Here is a 13,789-nt window from a genome sequence, read left to right as displayed (position 1 = left end):
CTGTTTTTTTACTAATATGACTTCATACGAAAAGTGTCCCTTTTTCCAAATTGAAAAACGTTATACTTCAAAACGGGAAAGAATAGAAACAGACGAAATATGAAAGGGGGATTTTTGTGCAGAATACACAGACTGCTGTGGACACAATGGTGGATGACGGTCCTGATGCAAATATTTCCAAGAGGTATTACGCTGTTGCAGAAGGGGCTATGACAGGTATTTTTGATGACGAGGCGATGTACAGCAGAGCGCTCAATGTATCTCCTGATGCATCCGGATGCGCATGTGCGCGTGGACGTGTCTTTGATAGTTACGATGAGGCAAAGTTATGGCTTGAACAGATGCGCGACAGACGTTTCGGTAAAAGCGCAGCCCGTGAGGAATCACGCAAGGAACGCTGGGACAGGGAAAACACGGAAATTTTAGCGGCAAATCACGAAATAATAAATTTTACAAAAACCATAAAAGAAATAAAACACACAAGCAACCCAAGGCAGCTGCTTGCCGAACGTCTTGAGAGATTTCTGGATATATCAATTCAGGAGAAAGTAAAATCCGGCAGAACAGATTACAAATGGGCAGGCTTTACCCGGGAGACACTTGACCTTATCGCTTTTGGACAAAGCCGCGGATACGACTATGCTGCCGCCTGCGAAGCCCGTATTGCAGAACGGTGGTATGATTACCGTTTTAAGCAGCCCGGGCAGATTACATCCGAATGGATGAAGGCGGCATCCATACCGTCAGGCTACAAGCTCTTGATGAAGAACCTGATTTCTGTATGCCATCAAAAGTTAGTGCGTCAGACAACGAATGAAAATGAAGAATCTGTTGCAGAGTGTGAACATGAAGAAATACAAGAGGAAACAATAAAAGAGAAAGTCGAAAAAGAAGAAACTGTAAAAGAAGAAATTCAACATGTAAGGAAAGCACAGCTGACGTGGATAAAAACCAATACAGAGCGTCTTGAAGCGCGCAGTGCCATGCAGTTCCGTCTTGTAAAGGGGGAAGGAGAAATTGAGAATATTGCTGAGTTCCGCTGCCTGGAACACGCGGAAAAAATGCGTGAAATACTGGAAAGGGATGGAACTTACGGTTATGCGATACAGATTATTCCATGGCACGAGGAGCAGTTTACCGATTACCCTCAGTTTGGAGTTTATGACGTGTCGGATGGAATGCATTTCCTTCTTGCCTGTGTATTTGATGAAGAAACAGGACAGATTCTGGCATGGGAGCTTCGCAGGGGGAATCATAGAAGCCATGTTGTAGAGGAAATTGATTTGAAACGTAACAATGAACTGAAAGCGTTCTGCAAAGAATTTGACGAGAATATTCTGATGCATCACGGTTTCAAATTCCCTGATATGACACTTTACGAGGAAATCCGTGATTGTATAAGTCATGGGATGTGTAAAACTAATCCTGTGGAGTTTTCTTCGAATTACATAAAGCATTACGAAATCAATGCTGCTTTCATATCTGCTGTTCGGGATTTTTGCTTATTCTGCTGGGGGCGTTGGATTTATGAGAAGGCATATAATCCGAATGCAGAGCTTAATGATACGGATATGCAGTCACCGGAAGCAAAAATTTACTACGCGGTTGCTAAGGGCTGGAGTATTGGTATCTTCACGGATAAGGCGGAATTTGACAAAGCGCGTAAAGGTTTTCCCTGTGCGTGCGGAGAGAAGTTTTACAGTAAGTTTGCTGCGGAGCAGTGGATAGAAAGAAATACATGGAAGAAAGGAAACAACGTCAAATATTCCGTTTATAAAAAGAAGAAACAGTGGTTTCTCAGTACTGAAAAGAAGGATATGCCTGTTGTCTATTCCTCCGGGGATTTGGATAAAGTACTGGAATGGATGAGGAACAGATTCCAAAAGGAAGAGCCTTCGCCCCAAATATATAAAACTGCAAAATTACAGACAAATCTTGGAGATATTTTAGCAGAAGCACTACATTTAGAGCTTCCGCAGCAGGAGGCTGAGGAAGCTGATGAAAGTGAGAATGACGACTGCATGAAGGAGAACATAACAAAGGAAAGCAAGAAAATAAAAAAGGCGAAAGCCAGAGCAGCACGAAAAAAAGCCAAGGCTATATCAGAGCAGAAGGTGCCAGCCGTATATGCTGAAGAAATAAGGGATGAAGCCCCTGTGCTTCCGATTGTCAAAGAAGATACGCATACTGTAGGGAGCCCAATATTCAGAGGAGTGCAGTTCGACAAGCATGTTTTCAGGGGAATGCCCCCTGAGGCACAGAAGCGTTTTTGCAGTACATTTTCCGAACGGCTCATCAAGATGGAGCAGATTTTCCGTGGAAACAGCAGGGCGGCGGGAAATGATTTTCGACTTGTATCACCTTTGGGGCGCCGTGTCTTTAAGCGGCGAATCGGGAAAAACCGCCTGAGCATGGTATTCAGGGATGGCATTCTGACGCTTTTGAAATTCAGCAACCATGACAGACAGATGGCTGATATCCGGAATATCCATGGGAAGGCCATCGGTTACGTATATTACGATATGGAGGATTTTCTGCGGCAGATGGAAACCTGGCCCGAAAAGGACAGGAGTATGAGCTTCGGGGATTACATGAGCACGCCGCGTCATTTTATTTTTGACAAGGATCAGGAAGCAATCATCGAGAGCGGGGAAAAGGCAGAAAATCTGTCCGTCATCGGAAACGCAGGGGCAGGTAAATCCGTGGTAGGTCTTAAATGGCTGAACGACCAGCTTAAAAAGCCCAAGCATGACTGCCTTTATCTGACTATGTCCGAAAATCTGGTGTACACACTGGAATTTGAGTTTAATAAAGGCCGGCTGGCAGATAAGGACGCATCCCGTGCGGATATTCGAACGACCTTTGATTTCCTCAGAAGCAGCTTTAAAAGCAAATATCCGAAAATAGCGGAGAACCGTCTTTTGAATGCGGCGCAAAGCTTTGCTCTGTTCAGACGCTTTTGGGCTGAGGAAGTAGACTGGAAGCAGTTCAGGAATTACATGGACGAGCAGTCTGCCATGCAAAGCGAAGAAGCGGTGCTGTTGGCCGCGTGGCGTGAAATTCACGGAATTCTAAAGGGCGCGGTTCCCAAAGACGTAGACTACGGAAGCATGGGGAAAATTCCTGAGGTTTTGTCGGAGAAAGCATATAAGGAACGGCTTCGTCAGGAAAAGAAGGACAGCGTACGCAATATACGATGGGTGGATACGCTGTATAAAACCTACGAAAAATACCGTGACTATCTTCGCAGACGCCAGCTTCTCGATGACAACGATGTCGCGAGGATGCTGCTGCAGATAAAGCCTGGTAAGAGTAAGACATACGCAGCCGTATTCGTGGATGAGTGTCAGGACCTGACGCAGATGGAGCTTTTGGCAATCTTTCATCTGCTGGGAGGCGTGAAGGTAAAGCGTATGTCCTCTGACCGCTGTCAGATGGTACAGCCGACGTATTTCGATGAAGGCTGGATGCGTACAACAGCCAATGAATATGACCGCAGGCTTGGCAAAAAAATGGAAAATGCTGAGCTAAAACCACGCTATCTGCACTACAACTACCGCTCAAGCCGCAGCATTATTGACTTTCAGAATTATGCGGTCAGATACCTGAGGGACAACGACATCCTTACTCTGAAGCAGATGGAGACTGAGAAAATCATCGCTCCGCCGCTTACTCCGCTTGGCGTGAGGCCGATATGGATTACACCAAGTGATGAAAATCAAAGGACTCTGATTGAAGATTTATGGAAAAAGCTGGATGCCAGCGAGCTGCAGACAATCTTCGCTTTCCCGGCATCAGCTGCAAAGAAAGACTTTCCGCTTGACGACTCAGACGCGGTTACAGACGTTGTAAGCTGCAAGGGAATGGAGTATCCATCTGTGCTCCTGTATAACGTTCTCACCGAAACGAGATTTGATTCGGGCATGGCATGGAAGTATTTCTATGTCGGTGCGACCAGGGGAAACCGCTGCCTGCTGATTTATGAAAAGGATGCCGTGCCTGGGACGGGCACATATGATTTCCTGTCCAATGCGGCAGAAGCGGGACTTATCGACCGATGCGACAACCTTTTTGCCCCTGCGAAGGAGGACGGTCTGACATGGCTGGGATATATTTACCAGTGCGTTAGTGAAAATGCCGACGAGAACCGTATGGAAACAGCAGAGAACGCGCTTAACTTCGGACAGTACGAGCTGGCACTAAGCATTTTTACACAGGAAGGTAAAGATAAAAACATGATTGCCTACTGCAGAGGAAAGGTTATGGAAAAGCGCGGAGATTTCCATCAGGCCGTTGAAAGCTATGCAAATCTCGACGCAGACTGGAATGACCGTGGACGCACCAGAGAAAACAGCGTTGACGGCATTCTCGGACATCCGGATATCGAGGGCGCGGAATTTCTCGGGGCTTATCTGCTGTCGCGACGGGGCGAAAAAGATTTGCTGACTATGGCAAAAAGAGAATGGACATACAAGTATGGAAGCAAGGCCGGCTTTTACGAGGCGTTTTATGAGGCGCTGGAGCTTTATCCCTTTGCCGCTGAGCCATTCCACAGATGGACTGAGAAAATGCTTGAACAGACGGAGAATGAAATAAATAAAATCAGGCAGACCGCTGCCGAATGGGAGGAATAAACCATGTCATTTGATACGAAGGAAGACCTGCAGAAGGTCTGCGAATCAATAATAGGCTACCAAAAAGGATTGGAGGAGATAGAAAAATACATCGGGCGGCTGAACCGTTATATGGTAGAGCTAAAAGAAAACGTCGCGCAGGAAAAAGCCGCAGATGTATTTCGAGAGTATGGTGATCAGATTGAAGAAATGATGGAACAGACGTCGCGGCTGGTTGAGCTTTTCCGTGCAGTTCAGGACGGAGAGGACGGTCTTGCAGAGCGTACGAAGGTTTTGGGACGATTCAGATATGCCGTAAGAAACTTCGAGGACAGAATGAAGGAATTCAACCATCGTGTAGACAGCCTGACGCAGAAGCTCTATAACAAGGATTTTGCGAATGCCGTAAAAGCCATGAATGCCATTGCTGAGGAAACCAAGCAGTCTGCTACCTATGAGTACCGCCACATCACGGAGCATGATTACGATATTCTGATGCATGAATATAATATAGCTCTAAAAGGATGTAAGCAGAAGAATGCAGTTAATCAGCTTCTGTCGGGAGTGCAGAAGGCTCTCTGCGAGACACAGCTTAAACGCGGTGAGCATGAATCACTGCAGCGTCTGATTGAAAAAATGGTGCACAGCGACAGCAAATCATTGAAACGCTTTTTGAGCGAGGTTCAGGAAAAGAAATCCCATTGAAATATTTGGTCGGCCTTCTGCCAAACTAACATACGTATTGCAGACCGCTCACTTTATTGTGGGCGGTCTTTTGATATGATTAAAAGTGCTGTTATTTTGGGGTTTATGTATTGCGGGGATGCAGCAGTTACTGTATCTTTATAACAAGAGAAAAGATACGGATTAAGGTGAAAATGATATGAGTTTTTTTACAAAGGAAAATTTTGATAAAGCCGTTGGACAGATAGCCAAGGGAACAAAAGAAGGGGCAAAGGTAATAGGTACAGCGGCGGAAGCCGGTACAGATTTTGTGGCTAGAAAAGCAGGAGATTTGAAAACCTTTGCTCAGGAAAAACATGCGCTTTACAAGGAAACCGAAAGAATCATTGAGGAAGGAAATGAAACACTGAATAAGTTTCAGGCAAAAGAGGCTGCAGCACGCAGCGGATTGACTCAGGAGCTTGAAAATTTTCGTGATTTGATTGAACGCATGGATAAAGGGCCACTCCTTTTATATGCGAAATTCTGCAAGTATGCGGATACTACACCGATTGCCTCGGCAGGACGGCATGGTGACGAAGAGGCGCTTTATAAACCTGAGGTGGAACGCGCAGCCGGGCCGGTTGTTTCATGTGCGGGAACAGGAGCAGCTGCAGGAGCTACCGCCGGGGCACTGGCAGTGGGCGCAATGACGGCACTTGGTTCTGCAAGTACAGGAACGGCTCTTGCATCGCTGTCGGGAGCCGCGTATGGACATGCACTCCTTGCGGCGTTTGGCGGCGGTTCACTGGCGGCAGGTGGGCTTGGAATGGCCGGAGGAGCGGTCGTGCTTGGCTCGATCGTTGCTGTTCCGGCGGCTGCCGCCACCGCATGGGCGGCTGCTTGGAAGGTCGATAAGGATTATGAAAAAGCGCAAACATTTGTTAAAGAAGTCATTGAGTATGGGGAGCGTGTAGATGCTGAGCGTCTGCGTCTGGACAGCATCAGAAGAGCTTTTCGTGCCCTCGGAGCGGAGATGTATTCCTTTTGCGGGTTCTTCCATGAAATGTTGAATATGGCTGCGGTCGCAGAGGCTGTGGGCGACAGCTCCGCTTATCGCGTTATCTTGGAGGAGGCTGCCATGACCTTGATAGGTTTTATGGAGATTCCTATCGAAAAGGACAGGAAGCTATCTCCTGCATTTGAGCCTGCTTTTTCAGATATGTGTGAAAAAGCAGTGAAGTGTCATACAAGGCTGTATGAATATTTTATTTCGTTGAATTCACGCGAACAGAAAAGTATGGCCGTGGCGGCCCAATATGATATTAGTGTTTATGCGGACGATATCAAATCACATATTGATGAAGTGGCACGTTCCATGGGGAAAGGAATCCATGAGCATATCAGGGGTGTTGAGAGGCATTTGGATTCTATAGATGAAACCCTCGGAAGTATTAAGGCGGATATTCTGAGTTATGGCCGTGAAATTACTGCGCTCCAAAGGGAATTGAGTGGAAAGCTGCCTTTGCAGACGTCGGATTCTGCGGCTTTTGAGGAGGCTTTATCCGAATTCGCTGATAAAGTAATCGGGCGTTTGATGGAATCGGCGGCGCTTTCGGGGAATGTGCTGCGCGAGGCCCAGAAGAAAAAATTGTCCGCGAAGTTTGGCGCGGATTGGGAGAAACTCATGCCTTTGTCAAAAAAATATCTGATTACGGCAAAGGTGATGTATTCCCAGATGGAAGCTATTACTGAAGATATGGATTATTCGGGAGTATGCCTTTTGGCAGCAAAGGCATTGGAGATAGAACTTAAAAAACGGTTTTTTGACGAGTACTCGAGGTACGTGGAAGAGCGTTTTCCATTTGCAATGTACCCGGAAAAATGGCCGTCCTGCTTTGCTGACAGAGATGTAAGAAATGGTGAGTACAAACGCAGCAGGAAAAAATTTACGCTAGGAAGTATGCCGTATATATGCGGCATAAAGATGCCCGGTCATGTAACAGATAAAATGCATGAACAGGATTGCAAAATAATGATGGAATACGCGGAAGAGAAGCTGCTTAAACCTGAAGCTGCGGCAGATAAAAGAGTGCAGATGCTTCAGGAAATTGCCGAGCAGGCCGCTATAGTCACGGAAAAATACAGAAACCCTGCGGCGCATACAAATGCTCTGAAGGAAAAAGAAGCCCGTGAATGCTTTGACATGCTCATTGATGTTGAACGTGTGATGCAGAAAATGATGGCGGTGTTTGCATAACCATACGTTAATCCTCTTTTATGATGACTAACCTCCTACGTTTTTTGGCATATTACCGTTTTCAGCTTGTAATATGCTAAGGGAAACGAAGGAGGTTTTTTCATGGAAAAAACAAAAAATCCGCAGGAACTCAAGAAGCTGGGGGCGGCCGTGCAGTGGTTAGCAGACGGTATAAAAAAACGCGTGGATTACTACGCGGGAACTGAACAGGGACGGCGTGAAGCCGGAGAAGCAGCGGAAGCTGTGGGGCATTTTGCATATGAGACAGCCAGATTTGGTGCTGCTGTTGGCGGCGCTGTTATAGGAAGTCTATATAGAAAGGCCCGTGACTGTTTCAAAGCAGGCTCACAGGTAATAGACGGAGATTACAAAGGAGCAGGAAAAACAATTATAGATATGGAAATGCGCAAGGTCCGCGGCGCAGGGCAGCTTATTAAAACTGCAGGCGGAGCGGCAGTAGACGGAGCAGTAATTGCCTATCAGAAAGGAAAAGATAAAGAACCTGATCATGATCGAAAAAACAGATTCAAGCACCGTTTGAAGCAGTGCGCGCTGGCAGGAGGGGTAGTGCTTGCGGGAGCGGAGCTTGTTGATTTCGTTGATGGGGACAACATTTTTGCCGAAGGACTCTTCCCTGAGGTAGATGTAGATGATTTGCCGGGAGTTCAGAACGGTATGCTGGTGAATGCGTCACCTGAAAATCTGGCTGTTCTTGCAGAGCAGGGGGAGCTGCCTGACACAGAGCATCTGACTGAGGTTGTGCGCGATGCAGGAGCAAGGGATGCATTTCTTGCCGAGCATGGGTTCAGCGAGGTTCCCGATGGCTGGGAGGTTCATCATATAGTTCCGCTATCCGAGGGCGGCGCGGACGAACCGTCGAACATGATTCTGCTTCGTGAGCATGACCACGACTGGATTACGACACAGCACCGCATTTTCTATGGATGGCCCGGACCTGAGTACTGGCATCACTCCTCCGCGTTGTAAATAGCGTCAGCCTTTTTCCAATACTCAATGGCTTTGCTCCTGAGGTCCTCAGGTTCGAGGACTATGGCAGCTGAGCCAAGTGAGAGAATTGCCTGCAGGATTTCGTGCTCATCAAAATCATAGTAATACAGCGTCATTTCGTAGGTATCTGATGTATCGTCATAGTCTGCGGTTTTATCGTATGACGCAAATAAAGTGAATGCACGGTCTATGGCGTTGCTCTCGTTGAACAGGCGCATAGTGAAGCTTTTCCTGTGAGAGTCAAGGAATTTCTGGAACTGCTTCTCTGTATTGTCAGGTATTGGTTCCTTTGTGCATTTAACGCTTTTTATCCGAGATACGTTTATTTTCACGGAGCGCTTTTCGTCTTCAAGCCAAACTATAAGGCGGTAACGGTTGCCCGTTGCGTCGTATTCAAGACGGCAGGGGGAAACTGTTCCACTGTGGGACTGACCTTTTACGTCCAGACTTTCATAGGAAATCTTGCGTTTTTTTACCAGTGCTTTCCAAACTGTGGCAAGGACGCTTTGGAATTTATCGTCGTTCGTAGGGTCCCCCGTCTCACGGATGGATTCAAAGGCATCAAGAGGAAGAGGTTCCGTATCTTTGAGCTTTGAAAGAAGCTTTTTGCGCAGAGGATCAGGGATAAGAAATTGTCCCCGTTTATCCTTGAGCATGGACTTCAGCCAGCTTTTTTCAAGATTTGATACTGCTGCGGGGACAGGGGCCTCGATATATGGAGCCGGTTGCTTTCCCGAAGTGAATGGGAGTATCTGCTTTATGTATGAAATACGCTCTTCTCTTTTATCTGTATCCCGTTCAGGGGAAGGATACATTTTTGCTGACGCTTCCTCTAATGTGACTGTTTCACCGCGCAAGATGCTGTTTATGATGCCGGCGGAGATAAAAAACTGCTGGCTTCGTATTTCGGGAAAGAGAAGCTCAGGAGCTTTAACATTATTTTTTTCCGGTTTATTGCTCATAACGGGTAAGAGCCTCCTTGATTTGTTCTTTGATTCGTCCCTGAACGGTTGGGTGAAGAACCTTGATATTGCCGACGAAGGAAAGTGCCCACGGAGCTATACTTAACGGGTCAGAAACATTTACAGTACAGTGGCAGGAGATTTCGTTGTCTACTGATACGGCGAGCTTGTGAAACCGGCTCGATACACTGCTTAGCAGAAATAAAAGCTGCGTTGGCGTATCACCCTTGATTTCCAATGTAACAGGCACTGTTTTATCAGTTACAGAAGGAATTTTTTTGCTTCTGCATACTTTGCCCGGAAGGATATTTTCCAGCTTGTCCAGCCGTGATGTACGCAGCTCCTTGTACTTCGTGGAAGTGTTGCCGGCACGTTTTTCCAGACCACTGAGATAACGGCGTCGTCTGTGGTAATCAGTAATGATTTTGAGCGGCAGCATAGTAGTATTTCTGCCGTTGAGCCGGCAGGAAATATATTCCTTCTTTTGTATTGCGGAGAGTATCGTCAGTACGCTTTCATCCTCAAGGATTCTTGCAAGGTCTATATTTTTGAACTGAGCCGCAGAGCGTTCTTCGTTAAATCCGTATGTTAGGCGAAGCACTTCTGTAAGGAAAAAACCGGGAACGCTGAAATTAGCTGTTGTGCAGTACCATGTGAGTGCGTATAAAAGAGTATGAGCTTCATCATCGGTTAGATCCTGCAGAGGATTATCCGCGAGACTGTATAGCTTTGTGCGGTTATCCTTTTTACCTTCAGTAAGGACGCCTTCTTTCACAAGTTCACCAATAATGCGGCGAAGTGTTTTTTCTTCGGCGTAAGGGGCATAGATAGACTCTTTTTCTCGCAGAGGGGCTGAAGCATTTACGATTTTTTTGTAAATGTCAGGAGCAGAAAGAGGTGATGAAGCTTTTCCGAGGAGCTGAAATATGCAGAGCATGATGGAAAGCTTCTGCGGCTGAATACTGCTGGACTCAAACAGCTGATGCAGATAGTTGTCGAAGCCGTAATATGTATCACCCTTCAGGGCATGGATTATTCTATGCCCGTAGCCTTCCTCCTGCAGCCGTTCCATAGGAAGAATCTGTTTTATCTCACTGAGATATTTGTCGTATGCGGCAGGAGAGATGGACAGTGCTTTTGTTATATATGTTTTATGATAGCAGCCGTAGGATAAAAGCCGCAGAAACTCCCTCAGCTGATTGTAGTGTCGGTTGTATCGTGATGTAAACATGGCAGCGCTCCTCTCTTTGTGGATAGTTTATTACATTTTTGACTGAAAAACAAAAAATATTGATTCGTTTTCACACAAAAATAACCTCCTATGTTTTGTTGACCTTTCTGACAGGGCCTTCAACCTATACTGTCAGTACAGTAAACAACAGGTTGTTAACGAAAGGGGTTATTTCAAATGGACGAACATCTTTATGAAAATGTTATCTTGGGAACATATGGCATGAACGTTATGGATTTTTCGGAGGAGCAGGCAGAAAACATACGCGAGTGTGTAGACAGGCTCAGAAGGAATTTCTGTCATTCGGTATGTCCGAACCGATACGGGGAAGAGCGGGCGCGTGACGCGTATATGGTAACATATTATCCTTATTATGTTGAGCCAATGCGCAGGGTTATGGAGGACTGGGTGATACCGGGTCTGCGGAGGCATTATCGTCAACTGAAGCTTGCATTTTTCTCGGCAGGACCCTGTCCTGAGCTGCGGGGTGTTTTGGAGGCTCTGCAGGGCAAGAACCTTTACGACCATTTATATGTACATGTTCATGATTTGGAACGCGGTTGGATGGAAAAGCAGCGGTGGGCGTGGGATTTATGTGAGATAGATGGACTTCGCTCGGAAATGGATAATTTGTTTCAGGTGGGTGAGTGTGATAATATGAGGCCGTGTGATACCTGCAGAGCGCTGCAGCTGTGTCAGCGCGATATGTATCGGGACACGGATGTGTATTTCATGCAGAACTATCTGAGCCATGTTGAAGATGTAGATGCTTATCTGGTACAGCTTCGTGACCGCTTTGACCGTATGAAGCGCGGAGCGATGTTTGCCATAGTAGACCTTAACTATGCGAATGTACGCGCTGTATTGCAGAGTATATGCTCCGAGCTGCCGCCGGATATGGAAGTGCGTGGAACGAATATATGGAACGCGTTCCCTGAGAGCTGCCCTTATCCGTTTTCCCTTCCCGATGGACTTGAGCAGCGTATCTTTGTGGGGAACTTAAACGGACAGCGGCTCATACCAAAGCGCAGTACGAGGTACTATTACGCGGTTCTGCAGAAGAGGGGGTACTGATTTATGATATTAAGTGTCAGCCGCCGGACAGATATACCGGCTTTCTATAGTGAGTGGTTCATGAATCGCATACGGGAGGGGTACGTCTATGCGGTGAATCCTTTCAATCGCAAGCAGGTCAGCAGTATCTCCCTCAAGCCTGAAGACGTAGAGTGCATAGTTTTCTGGACGAAGGATGCCTTTCCTATAATGTCATACCTTGATGAGCTGGAGGAGAGGTATAAGTTTTATTTCCAGTTTACTATTGACGGGTATGACAAGGATGTTGAGCCGGGCCTTCGTGACAAGGAGGATATTCAGGAGACATTCATCGAGATGTCAAAGAAACTGGGTAAGGAGCGTATGGTCTGGCGCTATGACCCGATTCTTTTGAATGAGAAGTACACGGTGAAGCGCCACATGGAGATTTTTGAAAGCTTCTTTGAAAGGCTGGCTCCTTATACGGAATGCTGTGTCATAAGCTTCATAGACCTCTATGAAAAGACAAAGAGAAACACAGCACCGCTGGGAATGAAGGAGATTACAAAGGAGGATATGGAGGCCATAGCTGAGGGCTTCTCGCGTATCGCCAGGGGCAGCGGGGTAAAGCTGCAGTCCTGCTCGGAGGAAATCGACCTTGATAAGTATGGTATTGAGCATGGTTCCTGTATTGATAAGGCACGTATCGAAAGGGTTCTCGGTGGAACGATTGATATAAAGAAGGACCCGACACAGCGTGCGGTATGCGGCTGCATGAAAAGCGTAGACGTGGGAAGCTACAACACATGTCAGCACCTCTGCCGCTACTGCTATGCGAATTTCAACGAGAAGATGGCGCGGGCTGTACGGGAAACTATGTACGACCCGGCTTCGCCGATTCTCTGCGGAAGGCTTCACGGTGATGAAAAGATAACTGAGCGCAAGGTGGAGCATATCCCTGTAAGCTATATGCAGTGCGAGGAAACAGCGCTGTTCTAAGCAATATGCTATTAGGAGAGATAGACATGGATGGCTTTTGGTAGTGTCAATTATGATTGCTGCTATTATGTTCAAGTTGTTAGTGTTGAGGAGACGAAAAAGGTACTGTATATTCTGTGGAAATGCAGGTCAATAAGCCTGATGGAGATAAGCTGTATAGACGGACAAGATATTATCAGTCTATAATAGATGGAGACTTACTTGCTGTAGGTACAGATTATGATGAACTTAATCCGTGCATTATTATCTTTATCTGTCCGTTTGATGCCTTTGGCAAAAATCGGCATGTGTATACATTCCGGAACTATTGCGAACAGGATAAGGATTTAGAGCTGGGGGATGCAGCCACGAAGATGTTTCTTAATACAAAGGGAACAGTTGACGATGTAACAGATGATGTCAAGGCATTCCTTGACTACGTTGACGGTATCATCAGCAATGATGAATTTGTAAAGGAAATTGATGCTGAAATAAAGGAAGTAAAAAAGATTGAGCAGGAAAGGGTGAGTTATATGACCTTTGTTGCAAAAGATTTTATGTTTGAGGAAACGACTTTATGGAAGACTTATACAATAGATTGACCGCGTTTCCGGATACTTATTTCGGATTTGTTATGGGTGTGATGATTTACGTAAAGCAAAAGCCCGACAGGCTAAAGAAGGTCATGGAGTATTTGAATTCATCGAATAATTTAACGTCATCAGATGTTGTAGAGTTTATTGCTTCTCAGCCGGATTTTCATGAATTTGATGAACCGTCTGATGGGCAGGTAATCCGATAAAAATCTACGGAGATGGTCGGTCTTCGTATGCGTCACATTAAAAATTTTATATCCAAATAAAAAGCTCGTTAAAGGTTGTGTGCCTTTAACGAGCTTTTTTCTTTTTTAATGAGCATAATACCGCAAGCGGTAATGACATACATGTAACTTCCCGGGCTCGGAGCGTGTCTCCGGCCGCACATTCCTGTTTCAATACCGCAAGCGGTAATGACATACATGTAACTACCGTTGTTATCACAA

The 13,789-nt window shown here is 46.1% G+C and carries 9 protein-coding genes and 1 pseudogene; 8 read left to right on the top strand and 2 right to left on the bottom strand.

Translation table 11 applies throughout. The features are described 5' to 3' along the window. The first annotated feature begins 116 nt into the window (after nucleotides 1–116). The 4 genes from BUA83_RS09015 to BUA83_RS09000 all read left to right on the top strand — a co-directional run bounded on the left by BUA83_RS09015 (nucleotide 117) and on the right by BUA83_RS09000 (nucleotide 8,523). Entirely contained in the window at nucleotides 117–4,634 is a 4,518-nt protein-coding gene (locus BUA83_RS09015) for an RNase H1/viroplasmin domain-containing protein (protein WP_072935923.1), read from the top strand. 3 nt (nucleotides 4,635–4,637) lie between these two features. After that, the gene (locus BUA83_RS09010) at nucleotides 4,638–5,318 is read left to right on the top strand and encodes a hypothetical protein (protein ID WP_072935922.1); all 681 of its coding nucleotides are present in this window, start codon (nucleotides 4,638–4,640) and stop codon (nucleotides 5,316–5,318) included. Nucleotides 5,319–5,496: 178 nt separating this feature from the next. After that, on the top strand, nucleotides 5,497–7,536 hold the full coding sequence (locus tag BUA83_RS12760; protein ID WP_072935921.1) for a hypothetical protein: 2,040 nt from the start codon (nucleotides 5,497–5,499) through the stop codon (nucleotides 7,534–7,536). A 102-nt stretch (nucleotides 7,537–7,638) separates the two neighbouring features. After that, entirely contained in the window at nucleotides 7,639–8,523 is an 885-nt protein-coding gene (locus tag BUA83_RS09000; protein ID WP_072935920.1) for an HNH endonuclease signature motif containing protein, read from the top strand. On the opposite strand, the gene BUA83_RS08995 is transcribed toward BUA83_RS09000, so the two are convergent. After that, the gene (locus tag BUA83_RS08995) at nucleotides 8,505–9,506 is read right to left on the bottom strand and encodes a WYL domain-containing protein (protein WP_072935919.1); all 1,002 of its coding nucleotides are present in this window, start codon (nucleotides 9,504–9,506) and stop codon (nucleotides 8,505–8,507) included. The two genes, BUA83_RS09000 and BUA83_RS08995, sit on opposite strands and share 19 nt — an antisense overlap. Beyond that, the gene (locus BUA83_RS08990) at nucleotides 9,496–10,737 is read right to left on the bottom strand and encodes a helix-turn-helix transcriptional regulator (RefSeq protein WP_072935918.1); all 1,242 of its coding nucleotides are present in this window, start codon (nucleotides 10,735–10,737) and stop codon (nucleotides 9,496–9,498) included. Before BUA83_RS08990 ends, BUA83_RS08995 begins: the two co-directional genes overlap by 11 nt. A gap of 177 nt (nucleotides 10,738–10,914) precedes the next feature. Here BUA83_RS08990 and BUA83_RS08985 point away from each other — a divergent pair, with 177 nt between their 5' ends. The 4 genes and pseudogenes from BUA83_RS08985 to BUA83_RS08970 all read left to right on the top strand — a co-directional run bounded on the left by BUA83_RS08985 (nucleotide 10,915) and on the right by BUA83_RS08970 (nucleotide 13,549). Further along, on the top strand, nucleotides 10,915–11,811 hold the full coding sequence (locus BUA83_RS08985) for a hypothetical protein (RefSeq protein WP_072935917.1): 897 nt from the start codon (nucleotides 10,915–10,917) through the stop codon (nucleotides 11,809–11,811). Between the two features lie 3 nt (nucleotides 11,812–11,814). Continuing rightward, entirely contained in the window at nucleotides 11,815–12,768 is a 954-nt protein-coding gene (locus BUA83_RS08980; RefSeq protein ID WP_072935916.1) for a DUF1848 domain-containing protein, read from the top strand. Nucleotides 12,769–12,875: 107 nt separating this feature from the next. After that, nucleotides 12,876–13,349 (top strand): annotated as a pseudogene (locus BUA83_RS08975) (Rpn family recombination-promoting nuclease/putative transposase); the annotation flags it as partial. Continuing rightward, nucleotides 13,325–13,549 carry a hypothetical protein gene (locus BUA83_RS08970; protein WP_072935914.1) on the top strand — a complete coding sequence of 75 codons (225 nt, stop codon included), beginning with the start codon at nucleotides 13,325–13,327 and terminating at the stop codon, nucleotides 13,547–13,549. The pseudogene BUA83_RS08975 and the gene BUA83_RS08970, both read left to right, overlap by 25 nt. Nucleotides 13,550–13,789 lie beyond the last annotated feature (240 nt).

It is taken from the genome of Schwartzia succinivorans DSM 10502 (genome assembly GCF_900129225.1).
In the GTDB taxonomy this organism is placed as follows: domain Bacteria; phylum Bacillota; class Negativicutes; order Selenomonadales; family Selenomonadaceae; genus Schwartzia; species Schwartzia succinivorans.
This window is presented reverse-complemented; position numbering and strand designations above follow the sequence as displayed.

Excerpts from the sequence above, each read along its gene's own strand:
- BUA83_RS09010 (WP_072935922.1), top strand. The coding sequence starts at position 4,638 with ATGTCATTTGATACGAAGGAAGACCTGCAGAAGGTCTGCGAATCAATA.
- BUA83_RS12760 (WP_072935921.1), top strand. The coding sequence starts at position 5,497 with ATGAGTTTTTTTACAAAGGAAAATTTTGATAAAGCCGTTGGACAGATA.
- BUA83_RS09000 (WP_072935920.1), top strand. The coding sequence starts at position 7,639 with ATGGAAAAAACAAAAAATCCGCAGGAACTCAAGAAGCTGGGGGCGGCC.
- BUA83_RS08995 (WP_072935919.1), bottom strand. The coding sequence starts at position 9,506 with ATGAGCAATAAACCGGAAAAAAATAATGTTAAAGCTCCTGAGCTTCTC.
- BUA83_RS08990 (WP_072935918.1), bottom strand. The coding sequence starts at position 10,737 with ATGTTTACATCACGATACAACCGACACTACAATCAGCTGAGGGAGTTT.
- BUA83_RS08985 (WP_072935917.1), top strand. The coding sequence starts at position 10,915 with ATGGACGAACATCTTTATGAAAATGTTATCTTGGGAACATATGGCATG.
- BUA83_RS08980 (WP_072935916.1), top strand. The coding sequence starts at position 11,815 with ATGATATTAAGTGTCAGCCGCCGGACAGATATACCGGCTTTCTATAGT.
- BUA83_RS08970 (WP_072935914.1), top strand. The coding sequence starts at position 13,325 with ATGGAAGACTTATACAATAGATTGACCGCGTTTCCGGATACTTATTTC.